The sequence below is a fragment of the Pseudomonas sp. SED1 genome, assembly GCF_034044025.1.
Classification (GTDB): Bacteria; Pseudomonadota; Gammaproteobacteria; order Pseudomonadales; family Pseudomonadaceae; genus Aquipseudomonas.
In genome coordinates this window covers 82998-108421 of the sequence record NZ_JAXCIS010000051.1, presented here as the reverse complement: position 1 = coordinate 108421, position 25424 = coordinate 82998, and the positions used below count along the sequence as shown (strand labels likewise).

The following is a 25424-nucleotide window of genomic DNA, read 5'->3' as shown; positions in this document are numbered from 1 at the left end:
AAGTCCTGTTCCTGAGGTCCGCCGGGCCGGTCATCAACGTCGGATAAACAACGCCACCACCGCGCTGCACAGGCAGGCCGAGGTCACGACGATGAAGATCAGCGAGGTGTTGCCGGTACTGTCGAGCATACTGCCGATCAGCGGTTCCGCCAGGCCGGCGAACAGATAGGATGAGAAGTTCATCACGCCCGTGGCCGTACCCGCACGTTTGGCGCCCACCAGGTCCGGGCACAGCGCCCAGAAACTCGAGGCCGGGCCGTACACGAAGAACCCGCAAAGGAACAAGGCGACCAGGCCGATTGCGCTGTGGGGCGGCAGGCTCCACATCCACAGGCTGGTGGCGGCGCCGAGGAACATGTACAGCATGATCGCCAGGTAGCGTTTGGAGCCGAACAACTTGTCCGAGACCCAGCCGTTGCTCAGGGCGCCGATGGCCATGCCCACCGGCAGGGCCACGGTGATCCACTTGGGGTCGATCATGCTGTCGCCGCTTTTCCAGTTGGCGCCCAGGAAATGCACCGGCACCCAGACGATCAGGCCGTAGCGGGCGGCGTTCTGGAAGCCCAGGGAGAGGGCGGCGATGATCAGTCGGGGGTTTTTCAGTACCGCCTTGTAGCGCTGCGCCGAGGTTTCGACTTCGCCGTGGGCCACTTCATGATTCTTGTCTTCGGCATTGGCCACGCCGGTATCGGCCAACGGTTCAAAGCCCAGGTCCTGAGGCCGTTCGCGGGCGACCAGGTAGAAAATGATGCCGCCCGCCAACATCAACAGCACCGGCAGGCGGAAGATCCAGCGCCATTCCAGTTGGAACACTTCCAGTACCACGATCGAGGTCACGTACGACAGGACTGAGGCGCATCCGGCGGCGAATACATAAAAGCCATACACCTTGCCGCGTTCGCCGGCGCTCCACCAATTGGAAATCAGCCGGCTGCCGGGCGCCCAACCGAGGGCCTGGAAGTAACCGTTGATGCCCCATGGCAGGATCAACCCGGCAAAGCCGCTGGCGAAACTGGTGACCCAGTTGGCCCCGCAGGACAGCACCGCGCCGAGGGTCATGATGCGGCGCCCGCCGAATTTGTCGGCGAGGTTGCCGTTGATGGCCTGGCCAATCGCATAGGCCCAGAGCATCGCGGCCGAGGCCCAGCCGAGGGTTTCCTTGGTCAGGCCGAACTCGGCCTGGATCCCGGGGATCGCAAACCCGAAAGTCTGGCGACCGGTGTAGAAAAACAGATAACAAAACATCGCGGCCAGCAGCATGCGCCACTGGGCAACGCGGAACGATGAGGTACGGACGGCAGGAACAGGCAGCACGTGTGCACGATTCATGATGTTTTCCTTATTGTTATTCGCCCCGGCGACCGCAGCCGCAGGGGGGCACTCTTGATAGGTGCAACAGGAAACGACTGAATTACGATGAGTCTAGGCCGCTTGCGCGCCGATGAAGTTCTTGCCGCGTGCGCCTTGCAGGGCGAAGCGGATCATCGCCTCGGCCTCGCTGGCATTCACGCCGTAGTCGGCAAACTCGGTCTTCACGTCCAGGCTGTGGAGGAAGTCGCGCAACTGCGCCTGGGCCTGGTGCAGGTCGGTACCGAATACCTGTTGCAGGGTGCGGTCCCGCGCGGCGTCATGCCCCCATGCCAGGCCCAGCACCAGCGGTAAGGTGAAGGAGCAGGCGATGCCGTGGGGCAAGCCGTGGTGCAAGGTCATTTCGTAGGAGATGGAGTGGGCGAGGGCGGTCTTGGTATTGGAAAAGGCCAGGCCGGCTTTCAGGGCCGCCAGCGCCATCCGCGAACGAAGTTCTTGATTGCCGAGGTCTCGCCGCAAGCGCGGCAGGCATTCCAGGATGTCTTCGATGGCGGAGATGGCGAAGGTGTCCGAGACCGGGTTGGCGTTGATGTTCCAGATCGACTCCAGCGCATGGGACAAGGCATCCAGCCCGGTGGACACCGTGACTCCGGCCGGCACCGTCAGCATCAACTGCGGGTCGATGATCGCCACTTTCGGCCAGGTGCAGTCCAGATGCAGCGAATACTTCTTGAGGCTCGCGGAATCCCAGATCGTCGCCCATGGCGTGACTTCGCTGCCGGTGCCGGCGGTGGTCGGTGCGGCAATCAGTTGCTTGTGACGCGCCGGTACGAAAGGTTTTCCGGTGGCCAGCAACGCCAGCAACTCGTCGAAATCCCCCGATTCGGTGCCGACGATCAACGCCTTGGCCGTATCAATCGCGCTGCCACCGCCGACGGCGACCACCACCTGGCAATCACCGGCCTGCTGCCAGAAACGCTCGTAGGTGTCGCGCAGTTGAGCCACGTCGGGGTTGGGCTGCACGTCTTCGATCACGTACACCAGGCGTTCACCCAGCAGGTCCTGGATGCGGTCAACCAAGCCGAGCCCGCGTGCTTCGGGGAAGGTCACGAGGGCGACGCTCTGGCCTTCGGTAAGGACGGCGAGTTCTTGCAGGCAGCCCCAGCCGAAGCGGGTGTCTACCGGGTTGTGGAATCGGGCAGTCATGGCGGGTTCCTGGTTTTTGTTATTGGAAGTGCCGCCATAGTCGGGGAGGGTGAGGTTGACCTCAAATCGATAGATTGGGGGGATGGATTGGCTGGGCCGATAGTAAGGCCCAGCCGCCAAGTGCCTTCAGCGCACGTTGCGGAACAACATCAACCGCGCACTCTCATGCAGCCCGCGCGTCAGTCCCTGCAAACGCTGGAACTCTTCCGGGTATTCCTGGGCCACATCTTCCCTTGGTGTTTGCGACGCCAGGTCATGCAGGGTGGGCGAGCTGCCGTCGTGTTCCATTTGCAGCAGGAAGTCCTTGGTCACGCCACCGATCAGCGGGAAGGTGCCTTCGCGTAATACCAACGGCACCACGCGCTCGCCCTCCGGCGCAGGCTGCTGGATATCCCGGCCCATTGCGCCATTGCGAAACGGAATGCCCGCCATGCCGGCGACGGTCGGCAGCAGGTCTGCCAGGCCGACGGCTTCTTCGATCACTCGGGGTTGTAGCCCGGGCGCGTGGATCATCATCGGCACGTTGTTGCTTTCCAGGCCAAGCTGCTCGAACGCCGGTGCCATGTGCGGGATCTGGCTGATGCGGGTGTTGTGGTCGCCAAAGAACACGAAGATGGTGTTGTCGTAGTAACCGCCGGCCTTGGCGATTTCCATCAGGCGGCCAATGTTGAAGTCCAGCAGGCGTACGGCGTTGTATTGCTCGACGCTGCGACTGCCCGCGGCCTGGACTTGTTCCACGGTCAGGTCATGCACCACGAAGCCGTCGTTGTTCTTGGGGATGGTGAACGGGCGGTGGTTGCCGGAGGTTTGCAGGTAGGCGAAGAACGGTTGGTCCTTGGGGATGGCGCGCAGCAGTTCGTCGCCTTCCTTGAACAGGTCCAGGTCGGAAACGCCCCACACATCCACCCGTGGCGAGCGCCAGTGGCTTTCGTCATAGAGCTTCACGCCGTCGATGCTCTGGCGGATCAGCGCGTTGATGTTCGCCCAACCGGCATTGCCGCCGATCATGTAGAGCTTCTGATACTCCTCGAACGCATTGATCAAGGTGTGTTGCCGGGTGATCAACGGGTTGCGGGTCGCGGTCTCCTGGCGCGTGACGTCGGGCACGCCGGTGATGCTTGCCCATACGGTTTTGGCGGTGCCGGTGACGGGCACGTAGAAGTGTTTGAAGAACCAGCTGTCCTTCGCCAGCTTATCGAGGTTCGGCGTGGGGTTCAGCGGGTTGCCGTAGGCGCCCACAGCGCTGGTGCCGAGGGATTCGAGCATCACGAAAATCACGTTCGGCGGGCGCTCAGCCTTGAGCCGATAAGGCTGCACGGCTTGTTCGCGGGCGAAGCTCAATTGCTCGGGATCGGGTTGGCTGACACCCAGGTAATCGGCAACTTGCGGATAATGCTCGCGCACCCGCGCCTCATCGAATTGCGACTGGCCAACCTTGAGGGTGTCGTACAAAAACAGCACCGGGTTGAGGCCCACGGCGGCGATCTGGTTATTGCCGGAAAAGAACGCGTCGCTCCAGCGCAGGGGCACCGGGTTTTCGAGATTGAGGTTGGCGACGCGGCCGAGCAGGGCCAGCAAGATCGCAATCACGCCGAGGGTGGCCACGGATGCAATGGTCAGCTTGCCGATGGGTTTGCGTTCGTCATCCAGGGTGATGCGTTCAAGGCGAACCAGTGCATAGGTCCACAGGCCGACTGCGGTAAGCCAACTCAAGGTTATCCACAGCACCGGGTAGGTTTCCCACACCATCTGCTGGGAAATCTGCGCGTCTTCCAGATAACGCAGCACCGTGGCGTTGATGCGCACACCGAGGTAGGCGTAGTGGCCGAAGTCGATGATGTACACCAGCCCGACGATGCCCAATGCCAGCAGCAGATAACCCCGTGCCAGCCAGCGCAATGCCGGCACAGTCAGCAGGTTCCAGCGCGGTAGCCAGGCAAGCAGTGCCAGCGGTAACAGGATCAGCACCGCCAGGCGCAGGTCGAAACGCAGGCCGATGCCGAGGGTTTCCAGCAGTGCATCTTCCCGGAGATCGACTCCGGAAAACGCCAGTACAAACACCAGCCGCAGTGCGGCCAGCAACGCAAATACCAAACCGATCGCGCCCACGCCGTAGCGCAGGCGGCGCGAGTACAACCATCCCATCATTGACCTCTGTGCAGTTTTAAAAGAGGGCGCCAGGCAGCCAGCGCCAGCATCCACAACCCGGCCACCAGGCAGTAGCCCGTCAGCAGTGGGTCGATCAGATAGTCCCAGTAGTTTTCCGAGGCCTTGAGCCGCAGCGCAAAAGCCAAAGTGCCCGCCGCGAGCATCCACACGGCCAAGGTATTACGCAGCCAGAGCATCAACAGCGCTGCCATGCCGATCAGCACAATCATCGGCCGGGGATTGAAACCCCAGCGGTACGGATCGAAGTAGGTCAGGCCCATCGTCGCGGGGTACAGCGCCAGGCTGAGTGCGCCAAACAGCAGCAACAACTGGACCTTCTGCGGGCGCTGGAGCGGCTGCACCACGCCCAAACGGCACAGGCTGACCCACGCCAACAACACCAGGGTGCTGATGGCCAGGTCGTCGGTGAAGCTGCGCACATACGCCGCCAGCGGCAGTTCGTTGACCGGGATAAAACTTACCACCACCAACACCGGCAGCAACCACGGCCGCCAGGGCGCGGTCACGCGCAACAGGCTGAGCAGTACAAAACCCAACAACACAAAACTCAAATGCGCTTGCCATATAGAAAACATCACAGGCGCTCCGACAGCCAGGCTTCGTTGAAGCTGACATGTTTGATAAAGGTGTTATTCCACGAGTACACCAGGTGGTACATGCCGTCCGGGCTGCGGCTGAAGTACGGGTACTCGTATTCGAAATCGCAGCCACGGGGTTTGCACACCCGGTAATCCAGGCTGCTGAGGAAGCGTTGCTCCAGCGGCAGGCGCCGGGCACCGCTGGATTCGCGGAAGCCTTCGCCGATGATTTCTTTGTAGGCCGCGGGGGAGAACGGCTGCCCCAATGGGTCGGGGGATTGGTCCAGTTCCACCACCGTGCGCCAATGGTTGAGATTGGCATCGGTGCCGTACAGGCTGAGCTTGAAGCGGCCGTCCTGCAGGTCGTTGAGGGCCACCAGCAAACCGTCGCCTTCGGTGCTGACTGCCGCCAGCGAGGAGTTGGGATTGGAGGGCTCCAGCGGATAAGGCTCGCTCCAGGTTTGCCCGGCGTCTTCGGTGCGGCTGGCGAGCACGCGGTGATGGGTTTCGCCGGCGTAACGCAACATGGCGATGGCGCGCTGGCCGTCCTGCGGGACGATGGTCGGTTGCAGCGAGTTTTTCCCACGGCTGATACGGAATTTATCGATCACCGCACCGTCGGCGCTCAAGTACAGGTACTCGGCGAATTTGCCCATGAACTCGTGGTACACCGGCAGGCCGATGGAGCCGTCGGCATGGAACACCGGTGCGGCGCGCACCAGGGTGCTGATGTTGAAGAAAGGCGAGGTGATCAGTTGGCGAGGTGCCGACCAGTTTGTGCCGAGGTCGTCCGAGACCATCACATTGATCGCGCTGGTGGCCCAGCCGCCCACCGATACCGAGACGTAGAACATCCACAGGCGATTGTCCGGTGCCAGGGCGATCACCGGGTTGCCCAACTTACGGATGTAGCGGTGGGTGCCGTCGCGGGTGCTTTCGCGGGTGGCGAGTACTTGCTCCGGGCCCCATTCGGCGCTTTTCGCGTCAAAGCGCGCGGTGCGTACCTGCACATCGGCGGCACCTTCGCGGGAACCGGCAAACCACACGGCCATCAGGTCGCCGCCGGGCAGGGCAGTGACCGAGGAGGAGTGCACAAAGTCATTGAGCTGCGAGGAGACGAAGCGGCTGCTGTATTGTGGGGCGGCCGCCGCGGGGGACGTGTCCTTGCCAGCTTGGGCAAACGGCGCCAGCACGTGGGGCGGGTGACTGGTCCAGGCAGCTAGAAACACCAGTAGCAGACTGCAGATCGTTAAAGGCGCGCGTATCGAAAACGTGTCGGAAAAAGGCTTGTTGCGCACAGAAACACTCTCAACAGGCATAGGAGGTTTCACTGTGCAAAACCAACCTTAGCGAAAGCTTAGTTGGCAACGACCCGTAACATCTTTCCGGGAATAGACGTCGGCAGAACCCTGCATGATGCGGCCGGTTTCTACAGAGAATCTCTCATGCGCCTGCTGCTGGTAGAAGATGATCGTGCCCTCGCCCAAGGTATCCGCGTGGCCCTTAGCGCCGAAGGCTACACCCTGGACTGGCTGCAAGACGGCGTCAGTGCCCTGCACGCGTTGCGCAGCGAAAGCTTCGATCTGCTATTGCTCGACCTCGGCCTGCCGCGCCTTGACGGCCTCACACTGCTGCAAACCCTGCGCGCCGAGCAATATGACCTGCCGGTGATGATCCTCACCGCCCGCGACGACACCACCGAACGTATCGCCGGCCTGGATGCCGGCGCCGACGACTACCTGGTCAAACCCTTCGACGTCGAAGAGTTCAAGGCACGCGTCCGCGCCCTGTTGCGCCGCAGCCAGGGCCGCGCGCAGCCGTTGCTGGAGCATGCGGGCGTCAGCCTGGACCCGGCGACCCAGCAGGTCAGCTATCAGGGCCAGGACATTGTGGTCACGCCGATGGAATACCAACTGCTGCATCAACTGATGGTGCGCCCCGGCAAAGTCGTCACCCGCGAACGGCTGTCCCGCGCGCTTTATGGCTGGCAGGACCGCGTCGAAAGCAACACCCTCGAAGTCCTTATCCACAACCTGCGCAAAAAACTCTCCACCGAACTGATCCGCACCGTGCGCGGCGTTGGCTACGTGGTGGAACTCAAGGCATGAACTCGGTCCGCGCGCGCATCCTCATCCCGGTACTGGTGTTGATCCTGTTGGGCGATGGCCTGATCAGCTGGCTCGTCCTGCGGGACAGCCACCACGAAATCGAAGAAGTCTACGACGCCCAACTCGCCCAAAGTGCCCGTTTATTGCAAGGCGTATTGCGCCAGCGCGACCCCGGCGATGCCGACTTGGACCGCCTCTACCAGGCTTTCGACCAGGCCATGAGCCGCGTCGGCGAAGACGGCGCTGCGCACCCTTATGAAACTCGCCTGACCTTCCAGGTATGGCGCACCGATGGCCAACTGCTGGTGCGCTCCACCGACGCGCCGATCCTCAACACACCGCCCACCACCCTCGGGGCTCACGACCTGATGGAGAACGGCAACGACTGGTGCGCGTTCATGCTTGCCGACATGCAACAAGGCCTGCTGATCTGGGTGGGCGAGCGCGACGACATTCGCCAGGACGTGATCCAGCGCATCATTCGCCACACCCTCTGGCCGATCCTGATTGGCGTCCCGCTGCTGGCGGTGTTGATCTGGCTGACCATCGGCTGGGGCCTCAAGCCCCTTCGCGCCATGGCCCAGGCAATACGCGGGCGGGATAGCGAGACATTGCGCCCGCTGCAACTTGAACCGTTGCCGGCGGACCTGGAACCAATGCAAACCGCGCTGAACCGCCTGCTGGTGCAGGTGGATGAGTTGCTGGAGCGCGAGCGACGGTTTATTGCGGATGCGGCCCACGAGCTGCGCACGCCGTTGGCGATATTGCGCATCCATGCACAAAACGCCCAGAGCGCCGGGACATTGGAACAGCGTCAGGAAGCGCTGGATTTCCTGGTGAGTGGCGTGGACCGCGCGACTCGGGTCGGCAGTCAGTTGCTGACCATGGCGCGGATCGAGCCGCAGTTGAACAACACCGTTCGCGTTCGTGTGCCTCTGACGGAGTTGGTACGCGAAGAACTTGCGGAACTGACGCCCCTGGCGATGGAGAAGGGCGTTGAACTGGTGTTGGAAGGGGATGAGGAATGCTGGATTGAAACGGATCCGGTAGCGTTGGCGATTGCTTTGCAGAACCTGGTGACCAATGCGCTGAATTTCTCGCCGGCGGGGAGCGAGGTGCGGGTGTTGGTGCGGGGGACGGATTCGGGAGGGGTGCAGCTGTGTGTGGAGGATGCGGGGCCTGGGATTGATGAAGGGGAGATTGGGCGGTTGTTCGAGCGGTTTTATAGTCGCGGGAATGCGAATGGAGCGGGGTTGGGGCTGGCGATTGTGCAGATGATCGTGGGGAAGATTGGGGGGCGGTTGGAGTTGTATAACCGGGAGGTGGGTGGGTTGTGTGCGCGGTTGAGTTTTAGCGACAGGGCGGTTTGAAAAAGGCCGTCGTTAGCAGCACAGCTGTTAAGGCAAGACTATGTTGTCGTGCTGAATAAATGCGGATGCTCTGTCTGGAATGCTTTGAACGTCTTGTACTTCCAGCGATCGCCGCCTGGATCTTCATCCGATGAACTGACCTCGCCGAAATACCAATGCTCTGACTCAAACTGTTCTCCGTCCTCATCTTCGTGGGTGAAGTGAAAGCCCACCTCTTGTAGGCCTGGGGGGATGATCAATCCCCACTCGCTTGCAAGGCTTCTGCCCGTTATTCGGGTTTGGCGGAAGTAGTCGTAGTCGAAGGGCAGGGTGGAGCCGAGGTAGCGGTTTTTGTCGATGTAGACGCAGACTTCGCTTGAGAACATGTCGGGCACCAGAATGGCTGCCACGACCCAGCATTCAGGTGTGTCATCGGGCCGGGCTTGAATCAAGTGAGCGGCGGCGTTGATCAATTGTTGGGCGCAGTGTGCCTGGATCGCCGGGGTGGTTTGCTTGCCTTCGACCAGGGTTTCTATGACGGGAATTTTGAAGTTTTCAAACCCTCGCCTCACCGGGAAGTGTTCTAAAAACCAGCCTTCGAAATTGTCTGCCCATCGGCTGATTGCGCGCAGGCGCCTGGGGATGTTGCGGAGTTTTTTGTCTGACAGTGCAAGACGACGCATGAGCTATGACCTTCTGTTATTTCTAATGTTGAGATTGGTTTCACTCGTCACAGGCGAGGTAGAGCGACGCTTTTTTTGGAAAAACCTGTGAAGTGAGGTCTTCAATGTCTTTGATCTGTTTCGCTGTAAGCAGATAGTCGTAGAGGCCGTCACTCTCTGTTTGCCAGCCTATGATGGGTCGCAAATCTTCAGCTTTCACATTGAGGGGGATTTCAGCCGAGATTTCGTCGCTTCCAGTGGGTACCACATATATCAAGTGCCTCATGGCTCTATCCTTCGCGTGTCGTCTGCGTCTTTGGTTTGTTCGCCTGTTATCGGGTCGAATTCGCCCAAGTGTTTCCCTCGGTGGTTATATTTTTCGACCTTTCCTCGTTCGAAGTCCCATTCATAAATGTAGCTATTGGCCTCTTTCCATCGAGGCCTAAGTCCTCCGCCACCCTTTATTGGCGTCTTGGCTTTAGCACGAACAGTATTAGGAAAAGCGGGCAGGAATTTTGGTTTTGGGTGGTACATATGATCACCCGGCCGAACGCTAACAACCACATACAGCGGCCGAACCCCCGACTCCACCGGAAACACCAGAATAAAATCCCGATACTCCGGCGGATAAATCGGGTTCACCAAAATCTGTTTGGCCGCCTCAGTCGGCGGATAAATCCACATCACTGGTGCTTGCGGTGCAGCCTCCAATGCCGGTATGCCAAGGGTGTCGCCAGGATTAATGGCCGGCGTCCAAATCAGCTCCACACCCTCGCCAAGATCCGCAACGAACTGACTGTCACGACTCTGAAACTGCACCACATCGATCATCTGCCAGTCGGTATTTTTATCGGTGTAAAACCCATACCCCTTCAGCGTCCCATCGCCGCGTTGCTCGATATGCAAACGCATCCGCGAGCGGGCTTTTTGCAGGTGACGAAGTTGTTCTTCGCTATAGAGCGCACTGTCGCCAAGCTCCGACGGCCAGGCCAGCGCCACCAGCCCTGCAAGCAAACCCCCAGCGGCGGCACCTACCGCCGCAGCCGCGGATTCCAACACGGCTGTGCGCAATACAAGCTGGCCAAGCCCAGCGGGCAGGGCACTGCCACTGATCTTCCTGAGGGACACGCCGCCGTGGCTGTCGACCTCCCGTCCGCCTAACAGCGTGAAGTGGCCGTAGTCCTTGATCAGCTCAAGCGGCACATAACCGGTGGGGTTGTTGTAGCTGATGATCCCGTCGGGCAACTGGCACGACTTGGCGAATACATGGCCTGGAATCCTAGCGGGTTCAGGCGATGGCGGGGGAGGCGCTTCATACAAATCAATAAACGGTGAATACGGCACTCGCATCGGCTGCGGAGTCAGGATTCGCCGCTTCAGCTGCTCTTCTTCAGTAATTGGATACGCGCGCTCTGTCATGACGGCTCACTTCCCTGTGCAAGGAAGCGAGCCTATGAGAGCGGAGGCGAACCTGAAATTCCCGTTGTTCGATGGTGTGCGTGGGAAAACTCACTTTCTGAACGGGTGCTCACCTCCTAATCAGGTGTAGGAAGCTTCCAGTTCGTGTGCAGGCGTCGAAAAACCGGTGTGTCGATATGCTACGGTCGTGCGCCATAAACGATAGGGATAAGGCGAGTGCCTGCCCTCAGTGGAAATTGGACAGGACGCCAGTTGATGATTTATGAAGATGTAGACCCGCAACTACTCGCCTTTTTGCATAACCCTATGGCGAACACGACTGCCCTCCCGCCAGCTGGCAAACGCCTCACCTGGCGCAGTCGAATGATTTACAAAATACCCGCACTGCGTCGGCTGATTTGTCCCGAACAGGTTCAGGCAATACTCTGGGAAAAACTTAAGGCAAACCTGGAACAGGCTCGACAATCGCTGCCGCAGTATCTCTTCGAAGACAACACACCGCTCAACCCTAATACGGTGCACCGGTTCACAGATCAACTGGGCAGCTATTTCAGAATTGAGGTGGCGTCTGCAGGTCATGGTGCGTCATCAGCGCCGGGAAGTGATACGTACGCTGATTTTAGTAAGGCCTACACATGGGCGGCGCTTGAATATACGTGCAACAGGATTGCCGAAAACCTGCAGCTGCGAGCCGTACATAACTTATCCATCCTGAAGAATGCTAACTTGTGGTTGTGTTATTACCTGAGTGAAATCTATTTTCTTATGGGGCATGGACTTCTGACAGCCAGGTTGGTTGGCCGTACTCTCCATATTGTACCTACTGCTAAACTACAGCGACGGATCAAGGGATATTGGCTGGCGGAGGTTACTGAGGCTAATTCTAAAATCAGTGACACACGCACACTGTATGACATGGCGGAGCTGTTGCAGAAACATGGCCGTTTGACTCCGGCTTTGCGTGGGCTTTTGGTGGATCAGACTATCGATAAGTGCCTGTCTATACATTCGGAGTACTTGTCCGCCGCCATGACCCGGCATCCCAAGTATCATTACTTGCGAGAAATAGTCGATTTTGCCGTTCACCTGGAGCTGCGTGTGATGTCGGGCGAACGTACAACCGACGAAGCTTACCTGAGGACTATTGTCAGTCCTGCCACGGTGGATATGATCAACAGTGCCTTGGCCGGACGCGCACCAACGTTGGACTCCGCCAGCAGTTTCATAGAATACAAGGGCGGCATGTATGTGCGGGGAGCGCTAAACTTTAAGTATGGGTTGAGAAAGTTCGTCAGGTATTTGCTGGGTACGGCAACCGTCAACGGAAAAGAGGCGGACTTTGGCCAATTGCTCGGAGCCGGCTTCGAAAAAGACTACGTTTTAAATTACATTAAAAAACTTAATGACCCGCGCCTGGAAGTGTTTGGGGAGTTCAAGCCGGGCAATAATGCGAAAATCAAGGGGTATGATATTGATTTGATAGTTCGGGACGTGGAGGATGATATTTATTACTTTATTCAGGTTAAATATCAATTGTCGGAAATTCCAACCTATCTTTCGGAGCAGTGCCAGCTATTTCTAAATGCTAATTTTCGTACCGGATTCGTCAGACAGTTGGCCGTGCTCAGGGACACTCTTTCCGACGAAAGTATTCGCCAGAAACTGAGCCAGCATGGCTTGGCCGGTGCTCATGCGGGTAATAGTCACTTCGTGTTGTTGCACAATATCCCCTTCCTGAACTTTTATGAGCTGGATGGTATTTTCTTTTATGAGTGGAACCTGCTTCGGAATATTCTCCGTGATGGGCGGGTGCAGGTTCGAAAAGATCAACACATTACCGAAGAGCGAGTGTTGAGCAAGCCACGGATGCACCGGCCTCAGGAGATGGTAGACGCTTACTTCAACGAGTCGCAGAGCGGAAGGCAGATGACCGAGCACTATGATGTCTATTGCAGGGCTAATACGCGCTTTGTTTTCGATGAGCTGGACGTGATCTGCAAACTGTTATGAGGTCCAGTGGTTTGCCCCTGAGCAGGCGTGATTGTTTACGTCCAATCACGGGCAAGGCTGGCTCCTTCAATGGTTTTTTCAGGTAGTCCTGAGCAGGGTATTAGCTCAGAGCACATGCCTTGAAATCACCCTCGATATCTCAACAATCGACGTCTTCCCCGTGAACTCAAACTTCACTTTCCCCACCGCCGAAAAGTAAATCTCCAGCTCCGAATCCAGATCAAACGTCCCGGACGTTTCCACTGAATACGCGACGATGTTTTTGTACGGCAGGGAGGTGAAATCCTTCTTGCTGCCGGTAATCCCTTGCACGTTCACCGCGATGATGCGCTTGGTGGTGAACACCACCCCATCGCGCATGGCCTTGTAGGAATCGATGACCTGCTCATCATCCAGCAGCAGGGACGAAACGCGTTCGGCGTATTCGTTGTTTTGTTTGAGTTTGAAGAAGCCTTTGTTGTTGAAGTCGATCATTTGCCTTTCCTTGGGTGAGCGGTGCGGTAAACGTACGCGCCGGTGTATGACGTTTTGCTCGCGGATCTGTATCTAACGGCCTTCCTTTTATCGCCCTACCATGGCGCCAACAACCCGCAGGCCATTACAAAGTTTTACGTCGCCAAGGAGTTACACCATGCCCGAGATGTCCAGTCTGCTCGCCTACGGCCTGATTTCGCTCGGCATGGTACTGACGCCCGGCCCGAACATGATTTACCTCATTTCGCGGTCGATCTGCCAGGGCCGAATGGCCGGGCTGATTTCCCTGGGCGGCGTTGCATTGGGGTTTGTCGTTTATATGTTCTGCGCGGCATTGGGCATCACGGCGTTGGTGATGGCGGTTCCCTATGCCTACGACGCGCTGCGACTCGGCGGGGCGTTGTATCTGGTGTACCTGGCCTGGCAGGCAGTCAAACCAGGCGGCCGTTCGCCGTTCCAGATTCGCGACCTGCCCAAAGACAGCCCGCGCAAGCTGTTCATGATGGGCTTTGTCACCAACCTGCTGAATCCCAAAGTCGCGGTGATGTACTTGTCGTTGCTGCCTCAGTTTATCGACCCTGACGGCCACGCCAGTGTGCTCTCGCAATCCCTGGTACTGGGCTTTACGCAGATTATGATCAGCGTGAGCGTCAACGCGCTGATTGCCGTTATGGCAGGCTCGATTGCAGGACTTTTCATCCGCAAACCCGTCTGGCAAACCGTGCAGCGCTGGTTGATGGGCTCGGTTCTGATGGGCCTGGCCGTGCGCATGGCAGTCGAAGGGCGACGCTGACTTGCGCGTTACAGGATGGCTTTCAGGTAATCCTTGAGTGCGTTGAGCGGAGCATTGAGTGCTTCAAGTGTCGTCGCTTGGCGCACACCCACCGCGAGCCGTTGCAGCTCGCGGCCCATCACGGTGTTTGCACCGCCCAGGGATTCGAGCGCCAATAGCAGGCACTCGTCGATTTTTTGCTGGATGGCCTTGATATCGCCCTTGCGCACCAGCAAGCCAAACACTTCCCGCTCATAGCCGTCCATGACCGGGTCATCCCGCAGAATCGGGCTTGCGCCTTCGGTCTCGTGCACCAGCTTGAGCGCAAAAAGCGCAACAGCTTCCAGCGTCAGTTCCATGGTCAAGGTTCCTCTTCTCTCGCGTTCGCCCGCCCATCATCACTTTCCTGCAGGCGAAAAAAAAGACCTTGAATTTCAAGGTCTTTTTTTAAGATGGTGCCCCGAGGGAGACTCGAACTCCCACTCCTTTCGAAAACGGATTTTGAATCCGCCGCGTCTACCAATTCCGCCATCAGGGCTCAATGGCGGCGAAGTATAGAGATGAGATTACCGTTGGTCAATCACGTTTCATGGTCAATTTTCACTATTTCCGCTAGACTTCCCGGCCCTGCTAGACGAACCCCATCATGCGCGTTGCTGACTTTACTTTTGAGCTCCCTGATTCGCTGATCGCTCGCCATCCTTTGGCCGAGCGTCGCGCCAGTCGACTGCTGACCCTGGACGGGGTCAGCGGTGCCCTCGCACACCGTCAATTCACTGATTTGCTTGAGCATTTACGCCCGGGCGACTTGATGGTTTTCAACAATACCCGGGTGATTCCGGCACGGCTGTTTGGCCAGAAAGCGTCCGGCGGCAAGCTGGAAATTCTGGTGGAGCGGGTGCTGGACAGCCATCGCGTGCTGGCCCATGTGCGCTCCAGCAAGTCGCCGAAACCGGGTTCGAAGATTCTTATCGATGGCGGAGGTGAAGCTGAAATGCTGGCCCGTCACGATGCGTTGTTCGAGCTGGGTTTTGCCGAGGAAGTGTTGCCGCTGCTGGAGCGTGTCGGCCACATGCCGCTGCCTCCTTATATAGACCGTCCGGATGAAGACTCGGACCGCGAGCGCTATCAGACGGTGTATTCCGAGCGTCTTGGCGCGGTGGCCGCACCGACGGCGGGGTTGCATTTCGATCAGCCGCTGCTGGAAGCGATTGCCGCCAAGGGCATCGAGTCGGCCTTTGTGACCCTGCACGTGGGGGCCGGCACGTTTCAGCCGGTGCGTGTGGATAACATTGAAGACCATCACATGCACAGCGAATGGCTGGAAGTCAGTCAGGCGGTCGTGGACGCGGTCACTGCGTGCAAGGCGCGCGGCGGGCGTGTGGTGGCGGTCGGTACCACCAGCGTGCGGTCGCTGGAAAGTGCGGCGCGCGATGGCGTGCTCAAGCCGTTCAGTGGCGACACCGATATCTTTATCTACCCGGGCCGCCCGTTTCACGTGGTCGATGCCCTGGTAACCAATTTCCATTTGCCGGAATCCACGCTGTTGATGCTGGTGTCGGCATTTGCCGGTTATCCCGAAACCATGGCCGCTTATCAAGCCGCCATCGATAACGGATACCGTTTTTTCAGCTACGGTGATGCGATGTTTATCACCCGTAATCCGGCGCCGCGCGGCCCAGAGGAACAATCATGAGTCGTATGTCGTTTGAATTGCTGGCCACGGATGGTAAAGCTCGCCGCGGCCGTTTGACTTTCCCTCGCGGTACCGTCGAGACCCCGGCCTTTATGCCGGTCGGTACCTACGGCACGGTAAAAGGCATGCTGCCACGGGACATCGTCGCCACCGGCGCCGAGATCATCCTGGGCAATACCTTCCACCTGTGGCTGCGCCCGGGCACCGAAGTGATCAAGAAGCACGGCGACCTGCATGACTTCATGCAGTGGAAAGGCCCGATCCTGACTGACTCCGGCGGTTTCCAGGTGTTCAGCCTGGGCGCCATGCGCAAGATCAAGGAGGAGGGCGTGACCTTCGCCTCCCCGGTGGACGGCGCCAAGGTGTTCATGGGGCCGGAAGAGTCGATGCAGGTCCAGCGTGACCTGGGCTCCGACATCGTGATGATTTTTGACGAATGCACGCCGTACCCGGCCGATGAAGATGTGGCGCGGGTGTCGATGGAGCTGTCGTTGCGCTGGGCCCAGCGTTCGAAGAATGCCCATGGCGATAACACCGCTGCCCTGTTCGGTATCGTGCAGGGCGGCATGCATGAAAGCTTGCGCAAGCGCTCGCTGGAAGGCCTGGACAAGATCGGTTTCGACGGCCTGGCCATCGGCGGTCTGTCGGTGGGCGAGCCCAAGCACGAGATGATCAAGGTGCTGGACTACCTGCCGGGCCTGATGCCGGCTGACAAACCTCGTTACCTTATGGGCGTTGGCAAACCGGAAGATCTCGTAGAGGGTGTGCGCCGCGGTGTGGACATGTTCGATTGCGTGATGCCAACCCGTAATGCCCGCAATGGGCATCTGTTCATCGATACAGGCGTGCTGAAGATCCGTAACGCGTTCCATCGCCATGATGAATCGCCGCTGGATCCTACCTGTGACTGCTACACCTGCCAGAACTTCTCGCGCGCTTATCTGCACCATCTGGACAAGTGTGGGGAAATGCTGGGTAGCATGTTGAATACCATCCACAATTTGCGTCACTACCAAGTCCTGATGGCTGGTTTGCGCGAGGCTATTCAACAGGGTACATTGGCCGCCTTCGTCGATGCCTTCTATGCCAAGCGCGGGCTGCCTGTGCCGCCCTTGGACTGAGTTTTCCGACCCTAAGATTCACTATTTGCAACTGGAGTGCTAAATGAGCTTTTTTATCTCTAATGCCATGGCTGATGCCGCTGCACCGGCCGCTGCCGGCCCATTGGGCGGTGGTTTTGAGTGGATTTTCCTGGTCGGCTTCCTGGTCATCTTCTACCTGATGATCTGGCGTCCACAGGCCAAGCGCGCCAAAGAGCAGAAGAACCTGCTGGGCAGCTTGCAGAAAGGCGACGAAGTCGTGACCACTGGCGGCATCGCCGGCAAGATCACTAAAGTGTCCGACGCTTTCGTGGTCCTGGAAGTCTCCGACACCGTAGAAATGAAGTTCCAGAAGGGCGCCATCGCCGCCACGCTGCCAAAAGGCACGCTGAAAGCGATCTAAGTTCCAACCTTTACCAATCGACGGGGCGCGCAAGGCGCCCCGCGTTATAAGCGGGCGGCGTGATGCTGAACAAATACCCTCTGTGGAAATACGTACTGATCCTGGCGGTGCTGGCGATCGGTTTTATTTATTCCGCTCCCAATCTCTATCCTGATGACCCGGCGATCCAGATCACGGGTGCCAGCACTGCGTTGCAGGTCAATCAGGCTGATCTGGACCGCACGAGCAAAGCGCTCACCGACGCGGGCATCCAGGTTAAAGCGGCAACCTTGGCAGCTGACGGTAAGGGCGGTTTGTTGCGCCTGACCAAGCAAGAAGACCAATTGCCGGCCAAAGACGTTGTGCGCAAGGTCATGGGTGATGACTACGTCGTCGCGCTGAACCTGGCACAGACCACGCCAAAATGGCTGCGCGCGATTGGCGCGCACCCGATGAAGCTGGGTCTGGACTTGTCCGGTGGTGTGCACTTCCTGCTGGAAGTGGACATGGACAAGGCCCTCGACGCTCGCCTGAAAGTCTACGAAGGCGATGTGAAGAGCCTGCTGCGTAAAGAGCGCCTGCGTTATCGCAGCCTGCCGCAGCTCAACGGCGCCATCCAGCTGGGCTTTGCTGACGAAGCAACCCGCGAACAGGCCCGTGCACTGATCCGCAAGAACTTCAACGATTTCGACATTGTTCCGGCCGACCTCAATGGTCAGGCGGTACTGCGTCTGGCGATGACCCCGGCCAAGCTGGCGGAAATCCGTGAATACTCCATCAAGCAGAACTTGACCACGGTACGTAACCGCGTCAACGAGCTGGGTGTGGCCGAGCCGATCGTTCAGCGCCAGGGTGCCAACCGCATCGTGGTTGAACTGCCGGGCGTGCAGGACACTGCTGAAGCCAAGCGTATCCTGGGTAAAACAGCCAACCTTGAATTCCGCCTGGCGGCTGAGCCGGGTGCCACCCGCGCCACTGCCGAGGAATTCGAATTCCGTGAAGGTGGTCGCCCACCTGCGCTGATCGAGCGTGGCTTGATCATCACCGGTGACCAGGTAACCGACGCCAAGGCTGGTTTTGGCGAGCACGGCACGCCAGAAGTGAACATCCGTCTGGATGGTCATGGCGGCGAACTGATGAGCCGCGCAACCCGCAGCAACGTCGGTCGCAGCATGGCGGTGATCTTCATCGAACAGCGTCCTGTCACCACCTACACCAAGCAAGTGGTCGACGGCGTAGAGAAAGACGTACCGGTACAAACCTTTAAAGAAGAGAAGAAGATCATCAGCCTGGCGACCATCCAGTCGCCACTGGGTGCTCAGTTCCGCATCACTGGCCTGAACGGCCAGGGTGAGTCGTCTGAACTGGCGCTGCTGCTGCGTGCCGGTGGCCTGGCGGCCCCGATGTACTTCGCTGAAGAACGTACCATCGGCCCGAGCCTGGGTGCTGACAACATCACCAAGGGTATCGACGCTGCACTGTGGGGCATGCTGTTCGTCTCCTTGTTCATCATCGCCATCTACCGCTTCTTCGGCATCATCGCTACCGTCGCACTGGCGGGCAACATGGTGATGCTGTTGGCCCTGATGTCGCTGTTGGGTGCAACGCTGACCCTGCCAGGTATCGCCGGTATCGTACTCACCATGGGTATGGCGGTAGACGCCAACGTACTGATCTTCTCGCGTATTCGTGAAGAGATCGCTGCGGGCATGACCGTACAGCGGGCAATCAACGAAGGCTTCGGCCGGGCATTTACCGCGATTCTCGACTCCAACCTGACCACTCTGTTGGTCGGCGGGATTCTCTTTGCCATGGGCACCGGCCCGGTCAAAGGTTTTGCGGTGACCATGTCCCTCGGTATCTTTACCTCGATGTTCACGGCCATCATGGTGACCCGCGCAATGGTCAACCTGATCTTTGGCGGACGTGACTTCAAGAAGTTGTGGATTTAAGGGGCTGCCATGTTACGTACAATCAACTTCATGGGCGTTCGCAACGTTGCGTTCGGCTTCACCATGCTCCTTACCGTTCTGGCGTTGTTCAGCTGGTTCCATAAGGGCCTGAACTACGGTCTGGACTTCACCGGCGGTACGCTCATCGAGCTGACCTACGAGAAGCCGGCCGACGTTAGCCTGGTGCGCAACGAGCTGGTCAAGGCCGGCTATCACGAAGCCATCGTGCAGAGCTTTGGTGCAACCACTGACCTGCTGGTGCGTATGCCGGGCGAAGACCCGCAACTGGGTCACCAGGTAGCCGAGGCCTTGCAGAAGGTCGGTGGTGATAACCCTGCGTCGGTCAAGCGCGTCGAGTTCGTAGGCCCGCAAGTAGGTGAAGAGCTGCGCGACCAGGGCGGCCTCGGCATGCTGATGGCGCTGGTCGGCATCATGATCTATCTGGCTTTCCGCTTTCAGTGGAAGTTCGGTGTCGGCGCCATTGTGTCGCTGATCCACGACGTGATCGTGACCGTGGGTATCCTGGCGTACTTCCAGATCACCTTCGACCTGACTGTATTGGCGGCGGTGCTGGCGATCATTGGTTACTCCCTCAACGACACCATCGTGGTATTCGACCGGGTTCGTGAGAACTTCCGGGTACTGCGCAAGGCGACGTTGATCGAGAACATCAACATCTCCACCACTCAGACCCTGCTGCGCACCATGGCAACTTCGATCTCCACCTTGCTGGCGATTGCGGCATTGATGGTGTTCGGTGGTGACAACCTGTGGGGCTTCTCGCTGTCGCTGTTCATCGGCGTACTGGCGGGTACCTACTCGTCGATCTACATCGCCAACGTGGTGCTGATCTGGCTGAACCTCAACAGCGAAGACCTGATCCCTCCTGCCAGCACCGGCAAGGAGGTCGACGACCGCCCTTGATGGGTGATTGTTGATCTGCTGTTACAAAAAAGGCGCGAGTATTGAACTCGCGCCTTTTTTTTTGCTCCAAGGCTGGGTATAGCGCGGATCGTTCGGTCCGTTTGTGATGGTCAGGAGGTTCACGTGAACAAGTCGTTACTGGTTGGTGCGGTATTGGGTGCTGTCGGTGTGACTGCCGGGGGTGCTGTTGCCACCTACAGCCTGGTAAAAAGCGGCCCTGAGTATGCGCAAGTGCTGGCGGTGCAGCCGGTGAAAACCCAGATTAAAACCCCGCGTGAAGTCTGCAAGGACGTTGCCGTAACCCGGCAAAAGCCTGTGCAGGATCAGCACCAGATCGTCGGTACGGTGGTCGGTGCGCTGGCGGGCGGCCTGTTGGGTAATCAGGTCGGTGGCGGTAATGGCAAGAAGCTGGCCACGGTGGCCGGTGCGGTCGGTGGCGGTTATGCCGGTAACAAGGTTCAGGAAGGCATGCAGAACCGCGATACCTACACCACTACGCAAACCCGTTGTAACACCGTTAACGACATCAGCGACAAGGTTGTCGGGTACGACGTGCGCTACACCCTGGACGGCAAGGAAGGCTCCGTGCGCATGGATCGTGATCCAGGCAACCAGATCCCGGTCGACAAGGAAGGGCGCCTGGTTATCGGTCAGAACCAGCCGCAGCAGTAATTTCAGGTATAAAAAAAGCACCCCGAGGGGTGCTTTTTTGTGCCCGCTCGCTTAGCGCTTCAGCGAAGCCGGCAGGTGCGGCTGGATCGCCGTCAGTACTGCCTTGAAGCATTTGGTGTTGCCGGCAACTACGTGTCCCTTCTCCAGGAAGTCGTGACCGCCGGTGAAGTCGCTCACCAGGCCGCCCGCTTCTTGAATCAGCAGTGCGCCTGCAGCCATGTCCCACTCGGACAGGCCCGACTCCCAGAACGCGTCAAAACGACCGGCAGCGACATAAGCCAGGTCCAGGCTGGCTGCACCGGCGCGACGGATGCCGGCGGTCTGGCCAACCAGGGCGCGGAACATGCCCAGGTAGTTTTCCAGGTTGTCCATCTGGTCATCACGGAACGGAAAGCCGGTGCCCAGCAGGGCGCCGTCCAGGCTGGTGCGACCGCTGACACGCAGGCGGCGACCGTTCAGTTGGGCGCCACGGCCACGGCTGGCGGTGAATTCTTCCTGGCGGACCGGGTCCAGAACCACAGCGTGCTCCAGGCGGCCACGGTATTTGCAGGCAATGCTCACGGCAAAGTGCGGGATGCCGCGCAGGAAGTTGGTGGTGCCATCCAGTGGGTCGATGATCCACAGGTAGTCTTCGCCTTCGCCGCTACCTTTGTGCAGGCCGGTTTCTTCACCGAGGATGCCGTGGGTAGGGTAGGCCTTGCGCAGCGCGTCGATGATTTTCTGCTCGGCGGCGCGATCCACCTCGGATACGTAATCCTTGGCGTCTTTTTCGTCGACCTTGATGGTATCCAGGCGCTCGATGGAGCGGAAGATCAATTCACTGGCGCTGCGGGCGGCGCGCAGCGCGATATTCAGCATGGGCTGCATGGATGTGTCACCTAAGGTTGTTAAAGAAAGCCGAGCATTCTAGCAGAAACTTTCTTCAGGTGAAGGACGACGTTACCTTTCATGGCATAACCTTAGGCTGTTCTGTAAGATTTGCTCCCCTTTCCCGTGTCCGAGAGCGCCTCCCTTGCTGCAAAACATCCGTGTCGTCCTCGTCAACACCAGTCATCCCGGCAATATCGGCGGCGTGGCGCGAGCCATGAAGAACATGGGGCTGACGCGCCTGGTGCTGGTCGAGCCGCGTCTGTTTCCGCACCACGAGGCCGATGCCCGCGCGTCCGGCGCCAATGACATCCTCGAAAAAGCCCAGGTCGTTGCCACCCTGGAAGACGCCCTTGTCGGCTGCAACCTGGTGCTCGGCACCAGTGCTCGCGACCGTCGCATCCCCTGGCCGCTGCTGGATCCTCGCGAATGCGGGACCAAAGTCGTGGAAGAGGCCGCTGGCGGCGCTGAAATCGCCTTGGTGTTCGGCCGTGAAGATTCCGGCCTGACCAATGAGGAGCTGCAGCGATGTCATTATCACGTGCACATCCCATCAGACCCTGAGTTCAGTTCGCTGAACCTCGGGGCGGCGGTGCAGGTGTTGAGTTATGAAGTGCGCATGGCCTGGCTGGCCGCTGAAGGTCAGCCAAGCAAGGTTGAAAAGGATGAGGTTGCATCGACCAAGAGTGGCGAGCTGGCCACCATGGACGAGCTGGAGCGGTTCTATGAGCACCTGGAGCAAACCCTGGTGGCCATCGAATTCCTCGACCCGGAAAAACCACGGCACTTGATGGCGCGCCTGCGTCGGTTGTACGGACGCAGCTCGGTCAGCCGGGCGGAAATGAATATATTGCGTGGCATCCTCACGGAAACCCAGAAAGCGGCCCGTGGCGAGCTTCTTAAGCGGAAGGATTAAAAATGTTCGAGCGTTTGCGAGAAGATATCCAGAGTGTTTTCCACCGTGACCCGGCGGCGCGCAACGCCTTTGAAGTGCTGACCTGCTACCCGGGCATGCACGCGATCTGGATCCACCGCCTGTCCGGCGCCTTGTGGCATATGGGCTGGAAGTGGCTGGCGCGGCTGGTCTCCAACTTTGGCCGCTGGCTGACCGGGATCGAGATCCATCCGGGCGCCAAGGTCGGTCGTCGCTTCTTTATTGATCACGGCATGGGCATCGTTATTGGCGAGACCGCCGAGATCGGCGATGACGTGACCCTGTATCAGGGCGTGACCCTGGGTGGCACCACCTGGAACAAAGGCAAGCGTCACCCGACGCTGGAAGATGGCGTTGTAGTGGGGGCGGGCGCCAAGGTGCTTGGCCCGTTTACCGTCGGTGCGGGCGCCAAGGTCGGCTCCAACGCCGTGGTGACCAAGGCCGTACCGCCTGGCGCAACGGTTGTCGGTATTCCGGGGCGGATCATCGTCAAGCCGGAAGTCGGTGATGAACAGGAAGCCAAGCGCAAGGCCATGGCCGAGAAAATCGGTTTCGATGCCTATGGCGTCAGCGAAGACATGCCTGACCCGGTGGCGCGTGCTATCGGCCAGTTGTTGGATCACCTGCAAGCGGTGGATGGCAAGCTGGACGGTATGTGCGGTGCCCTGAAAGAACTTGGCAGCAACTACTGCGCCAAGGACTTGCCTGAGCTGCGCACCGAAGACTTTGCCGAGGTCAAGGACGAAGGTGCCGCCACCAAGGCGGGCTGAAGTCTCGCAATCACTGCAAAACCCATGTGGGAGCGGGCTTGCTCGCGAAAGCTGCGTGTCAGTCGCCGAATATATTGACTGATCCACCGCATTCGCGAGCAAGCCCGCTCCCACATTTTGACCTCCATTGGTCCCGCATTCCCGGCTTGGCCCTGTTCCCGCTGGTCCATCCCGTCCCGCCCTGCTATGATTCGCGCGCCCTTTTTACGGGTAATCCTGACTAAAGTACTAGGTCTTATAGTTGACTTAAATACTCGGGAATCGCATACTTGCTCCCATTCTGAAACACCTTGGTACTTGTCCATGAGACTGACTACAAAAGGCCGATACGCGGTAACCGCCATGCTTGATCTGGCCTTGCACGCGCAAAATGGGCCGGTGTCCCTGGCCGATATCTCCGAGCGCCAAGGCATTTCCCTGTCTTACCTCGAGCAGTTGTTCGCCAAGTTGCGCCGCAGCAATCTGGTTTCCAGCGTTCGTGGTCCAGGCGGCGGCTATCAACTGTCCCGCGACATGCAGGGCATCCAGGTAGCCCAGGTGATCGATGCGGTGAATGAATCCGTCGATGCCACCAAATGCCAGGGCCTGGGTGATTGCCACGCCGGCGACACCTGCCTCACACACCACTTGTGGTGTGACCTGAGCCTGCAGATCCATGAGTTTTTGAGTGGTATCAGCTTGGCTGATCTTGTGACTCGCCGTGAGGTGCAAGAAGTAGCCCAGCGTCAGGACCAGCGCCGTTGCAACACCAAGGCGCCGCGTCTGGACAAGATTGAAGCGTCCGCCGTCGAGTGACAGCCGAAGAGCTAACGGCACGCCAGCCAGCCTGATTTAGGAGAAAGTCCATGAAATTGCCGATTTACCTTGATTACTCAGCGACCACCCCGGTTGATCCGCGTGTCGCGCAAAAGATGAGCGAATGCCTGCTGGTTGACGGAAACTTCGGTAACCCGGCGTCCCGTTCCCACGTTTTCGGCTGGAAAGCTGAAGAAGCAGTAGAAAACGCTCGTCGCCAGGTCGCTGACCTGGTGAATGCCGACCCGCGTGAGATCGTCTGGACCTCCGGTGCCACCGAGTCCGATAACCTGGCAATCAAGGGTGCGGCGCATTTCTACGCGACCAAAGGCAAGCACCTGATCACCACCAAGATTGAGCACAAGGCTGTCCTCGACACCATGCGCCAACTGGAGCGTGAAGGTTTCGAGATCACCTACCTCGAGCCAACCACCGACGGTATCGTGACCCCTGCGATGATCGAAGCTGCGATGCGTGAAGACACCATCCTGGTTTCCGTGATCCACGTGAACAACGAAATCGGCACCATCAACGACATCGCCGCCATCGGCGAGCTGACCCGCTCCAAGGGCGTGTTGCTGCACGTCGACGCTGCTCAGTCCACCGGCAAGGTCGATATCGACCTGTCGAAACTGAAAGTCGACCTGATGTCGTTCTCTGCCCACAAGACCTACGGCCCTAAAGGCATTGGCGCGCTGTACGTAAGCCGCAAGCCTCGTGTGCGTATCGAAGCCACCATGCACGGCGGCGGTCACGAGCGTGGCATGCGTTCCGGCACCCTGGCGACCCACCAGATCGTTGGCATCGGCGAAGCGTTCCGTGTGGCCAAGGAAGACATGGCTGCTGAAAACGTGCGCATCAAGGCCTTGAGCGATCGTTTCTACAAGCAGGTCGAGCACCTTGAAGAGCTGTACATCAACGGCAGCATGACCGCCCGTGTACCGCACAACCTGAATTTGAGCTTCAACTACGTCGAAGGCGAGTCGCTGATCATGGCGCTCAAGGACCTGGCGGTTTCGTCCGGTTCGGCCTGCACCTCGGCTTCCCTTGAGCCGTCCTACGTCCTGCGCGCCCTGGGCCGCAACGACGAACTGGCTCACAGCTCGATCCGCTTTACGTTCGGCCGTTTCACCACCGAAGAAGAAGTCGACTACGCCGCGCAGAAAGTCTGCGAGGCCGTCACCAAGCTGCGTACCTTGTCGCCTCTGTGGGACATGTACAAAGACGGTGTCGATATTTCCAAGATCGAGTGGGCGGCACACTAACTATAGAAGCCG

At 58.9% G+C, this 25424-nt stretch carries 25 protein-coding genes and 1 tRNA gene; 14 read left to right on the top strand and 12 right to left on the bottom strand.

Annotated elements, in window-relative coordinates; translation table 11 throughout:
- Nucleotides 1-33: 33 nt before the first annotated feature.
- The 5 genes from SNL23_RS07445 to SNL23_RS07425 form a co-directional block, all read right to left on the bottom strand.
- Entirely contained in the window at nucleotides 34-1329 is a 1296-nt protein-coding gene (locus SNL23_RS07445) for an MFS transporter (RefSeq protein WP_076017565.1), read from the bottom strand.
- Between the two features lie 93 nt (nucleotides 1330-1422).
- Nucleotides 1423-2514: an iron-containing alcohol dehydrogenase PsrA gene (psrA, locus tag SNL23_RS07440; protein ID WP_318301929.1), complete on the bottom strand. Its 1092-nt coding sequence runs from the start codon at nucleotides 2512-2514 to the stop codon at nucleotides 1423-1425.
- Between the two features lie 126 nt (nucleotides 2515-2640).
- The gene (locus SNL23_RS07435) at nucleotides 2641-4659 is read right to left on the bottom strand and encodes an LTA synthase family protein (protein ID WP_318301928.1); all 2019 of its coding nucleotides are present in this window, start codon (nucleotides 4657-4659) and stop codon (nucleotides 2641-2643) included.
- Nucleotides 4659-5258, bottom strand: coding sequence for a hypothetical protein (locus tag SNL23_RS07430; protein WP_076017562.1), 600 nt, complete (start codon nucleotides 5256-5258; stop codon nucleotides 4659-4661). The genes SNL23_RS07435 and SNL23_RS07430 overlap by 1 nt, the downstream gene beginning before the upstream one ends.
- On the bottom strand, nucleotides 5258-6526 hold the full coding sequence (locus SNL23_RS07425; RefSeq protein ID WP_076017734.1) for a sialidase family protein: 1269 nt from the start codon (nucleotides 6524-6526) through the stop codon (nucleotides 5258-5260). The genes SNL23_RS07430 and SNL23_RS07425 overlap by 1 nt, the downstream gene beginning before the upstream one ends.
- A 180-nt stretch (nucleotides 6527-6706) precedes the next feature.
- On the opposite strand from SNL23_RS07425, the gene SNL23_RS07420 reads away from it, so the two are divergent.
- Both SNL23_RS07420 and SNL23_RS07415 read left to right on the top strand, forming a co-directional pair.
- Nucleotides 6707-7369: a response regulator gene (locus SNL23_RS07420; protein ID WP_076017561.1), complete on the top strand. Its 663-nt coding sequence runs from the start codon at nucleotides 6707-6709 to the stop codon at nucleotides 7367-7369.
- Nucleotides 7366-8739, top strand: coding sequence for a sensor histidine kinase (locus tag SNL23_RS07415; RefSeq protein WP_076017560.1), 1374 nt, complete (start codon nucleotides 7366-7368; stop codon nucleotides 8737-8739). Before SNL23_RS07420 ends, SNL23_RS07415 begins: the two co-directional genes overlap by 4 nt.
- Before the next feature lie 38 nt (nucleotides 8740-8777).
- Here SNL23_RS07415 and SNL23_RS07410 read toward each other — a convergent pair whose 3' ends face one another.
- From SNL23_RS07410 to SNL23_RS07400, 3 genes are read right to left on the bottom strand one after another with little or no spacing between them, the layout of a single operon-like run.
- Nucleotides 8778-9401 (bottom strand): DUF3916 domain-containing protein, encoded by a 624-nt coding sequence (locus SNL23_RS07410; protein ID WP_076017559.1) that lies wholly within the window; start codon nucleotides 9399-9401, stop codon nucleotides 8778-8780.
- 40 nt (nucleotides 9402-9441) lie between these two features.
- Nucleotides 9442-9666, bottom strand: a complete 225-nt coding sequence (locus SNL23_RS07405) for a hypothetical protein (protein WP_076017558.1) — start codon at nucleotides 9664-9666, stop codon at nucleotides 9442-9444.
- Complete coding sequence (locus tag SNL23_RS07400; RefSeq protein WP_076017557.1) at nucleotides 9663-10799, bottom strand: colicin E3/pyocin S6 family cytotoxin; 1137 nt, start codon at nucleotides 10797-10799, stop codon at nucleotides 9663-9665. Before SNL23_RS07400 ends, SNL23_RS07405 begins: the two co-directional genes overlap by 4 nt.
- 255 nt (nucleotides 10800-11054) lie before the next feature.
- Here SNL23_RS07400 and SNL23_RS07395 point away from each other — a divergent pair, with 255 nt between their 5' ends.
- Complete coding sequence (locus SNL23_RS07395) at nucleotides 11055-12809, top strand: hypothetical protein (protein WP_318301927.1); 1755 nt, start codon at nucleotides 11055-11057, stop codon at nucleotides 12807-12809.
- Nucleotides 12810-12914: 105 nt separating this feature from the next.
- Here the strand turns inward: SNL23_RS07395 and SNL23_RS07390 are convergent, their stop codons facing one another.
- Entirely contained in the window at nucleotides 12915-13283 is a 369-nt protein-coding gene (locus tag SNL23_RS07390) for a PH domain-containing protein (protein WP_003210321.1), read from the bottom strand.
- Between the two features lie 157 nt (nucleotides 13284-13440).
- On the opposite strand from SNL23_RS07390, the gene SNL23_RS07385 reads away from it, so the two are divergent.
- On the top strand, nucleotides 13441-14076 hold the full coding sequence (locus SNL23_RS07385; RefSeq protein ID WP_318301926.1) for a LysE family translocator: 636 nt from the start codon (nucleotides 13441-13443) through the stop codon (nucleotides 14074-14076).
- Between the two features lie 8 nt (nucleotides 14077-14084).
- Here the strand turns inward: SNL23_RS07385 and SNL23_RS07380 are convergent, their stop codons facing one another.
- Both SNL23_RS07380 and SNL23_RS07375 read right to left on the bottom strand, forming a co-directional pair.
- On the bottom strand, nucleotides 14085-14414 hold the full coding sequence (locus SNL23_RS07380; RefSeq protein WP_318301925.1) for a hypothetical protein: 330 nt from the start codon (nucleotides 14412-14414) through the stop codon (nucleotides 14085-14087).
- 94 nt (nucleotides 14415-14508) lie between these two features.
- Nucleotides 14509-14593 (bottom strand) — tRNA-Leu (locus SNL23_RS07375).
- 108 nt (nucleotides 14594-14701) lie between these two features.
- On the opposite strand from SNL23_RS07375, the gene queA reads away from it, so the two are divergent.
- From queA to SNL23_RS07345, 6 genes are all read left to right on the top strand, one after another.
- Nucleotides 14702-15751, top strand: coding sequence for a tRNA preQ1(34) S-adenosylmethionine ribosyltransferase-isomerase QueA (gene queA / locus SNL23_RS07370; protein WP_167664535.1), 1050 nt, complete (start codon nucleotides 14702-14704; stop codon nucleotides 15749-15751).
- A 5-nt stretch (nucleotides 15752-15756) separates the two neighbouring features.
- Complete coding sequence (tgt, locus tag SNL23_RS07365) at nucleotides 15757-16872, top strand: tRNA guanosine(34) transglycosylase Tgt (protein ID WP_010176873.1); 1116 nt, start codon at nucleotides 15757-15759, stop codon at nucleotides 16870-16872.
- Nucleotides 16873-16915: 43 nt separating this feature from the next.
- On the top strand, nucleotides 16916-17254 hold the full coding sequence (yajC, locus tag SNL23_RS07360; RefSeq protein WP_076017553.1) for a preprotein translocase subunit YajC: 339 nt from the start codon (nucleotides 16916-16918) through the stop codon (nucleotides 17252-17254).
- Between the two features lie 62 nt (nucleotides 17255-17316).
- Nucleotides 17317-19185, top strand: a complete 1869-nt coding sequence (secD, locus tag SNL23_RS07355; protein ID WP_076017552.1) for a protein translocase subunit SecD — start codon at nucleotides 17317-17319, stop codon at nucleotides 19183-19185.
- Between the two features lie 9 nt (nucleotides 19186-19194).
- The gene (gene secF, locus SNL23_RS07350; protein WP_003210311.1) at nucleotides 19195-20109 is read left to right on the top strand and encodes a protein translocase subunit SecF; all 915 of its coding nucleotides are present in this window, start codon (nucleotides 19195-19197) and stop codon (nucleotides 20107-20109) included.
- A gap of 123 nt (nucleotides 20110-20232) precedes the next feature.
- The gene (locus SNL23_RS07345; RefSeq protein ID WP_003210309.1) at nucleotides 20233-20781 is read left to right on the top strand and encodes a glycine zipper 2TM domain-containing protein; all 549 of its coding nucleotides are present in this window, start codon (nucleotides 20233-20235) and stop codon (nucleotides 20779-20781) included.
- Nucleotides 20782-20832: 51 nt separating this feature from the next.
- Here SNL23_RS07345 and suhB read toward each other — a convergent pair whose 3' ends face one another.
- On the bottom strand, nucleotides 20833-21648 hold the full coding sequence (suhB, locus tag SNL23_RS07340) for a type III secretion system regulator SuhB (RefSeq protein WP_003175971.1): 816 nt from the start codon (nucleotides 21646-21648) through the stop codon (nucleotides 20833-20835).
- 145 nt (nucleotides 21649-21793) lie between these two features.
- Here suhB and trmJ point away from each other — a divergent pair, with 145 nt between their 5' ends.
- From trmJ to SNL23_RS07320, 4 genes are all read left to right on the top strand, one after another.
- Nucleotides 21794-22564 (top strand): tRNA (cytosine(32)/uridine(32)-2'-O)-methyltransferase TrmJ, encoded by a 771-nt coding sequence (gene trmJ / locus SNL23_RS07335; protein ID WP_010565226.1) that lies wholly within the window; start codon nucleotides 21794-21796, stop codon nucleotides 22562-22564.
- Between the two features lie 2 nt (nucleotides 22565-22566).
- Nucleotides 22567-23352: a serine O-acetyltransferase gene (gene cysE, locus SNL23_RS07330; RefSeq protein ID WP_318301924.1), complete on the top strand. Its 786-nt coding sequence runs from the start codon at nucleotides 22567-22569 to the stop codon at nucleotides 23350-23352.
- Between the two features lie 303 nt (nucleotides 23353-23655).
- Entirely contained in the window at nucleotides 23656-24147 is a 492-nt protein-coding gene (iscR, locus tag SNL23_RS07325) for a Fe-S cluster assembly transcriptional regulator IscR (RefSeq protein ID WP_003210305.1), read from the top strand.
- A 50-nt stretch (nucleotides 24148-24197) separates the two neighbouring features.
- Complete coding sequence (locus SNL23_RS07320; RefSeq protein WP_088423701.1) at nucleotides 24198-25412, top strand: IscS subfamily cysteine desulfurase; 1215 nt, start codon at nucleotides 24198-24200, stop codon at nucleotides 25410-25412.
- Nucleotides 25413-25424: the final 12 nt, after the last annotated feature.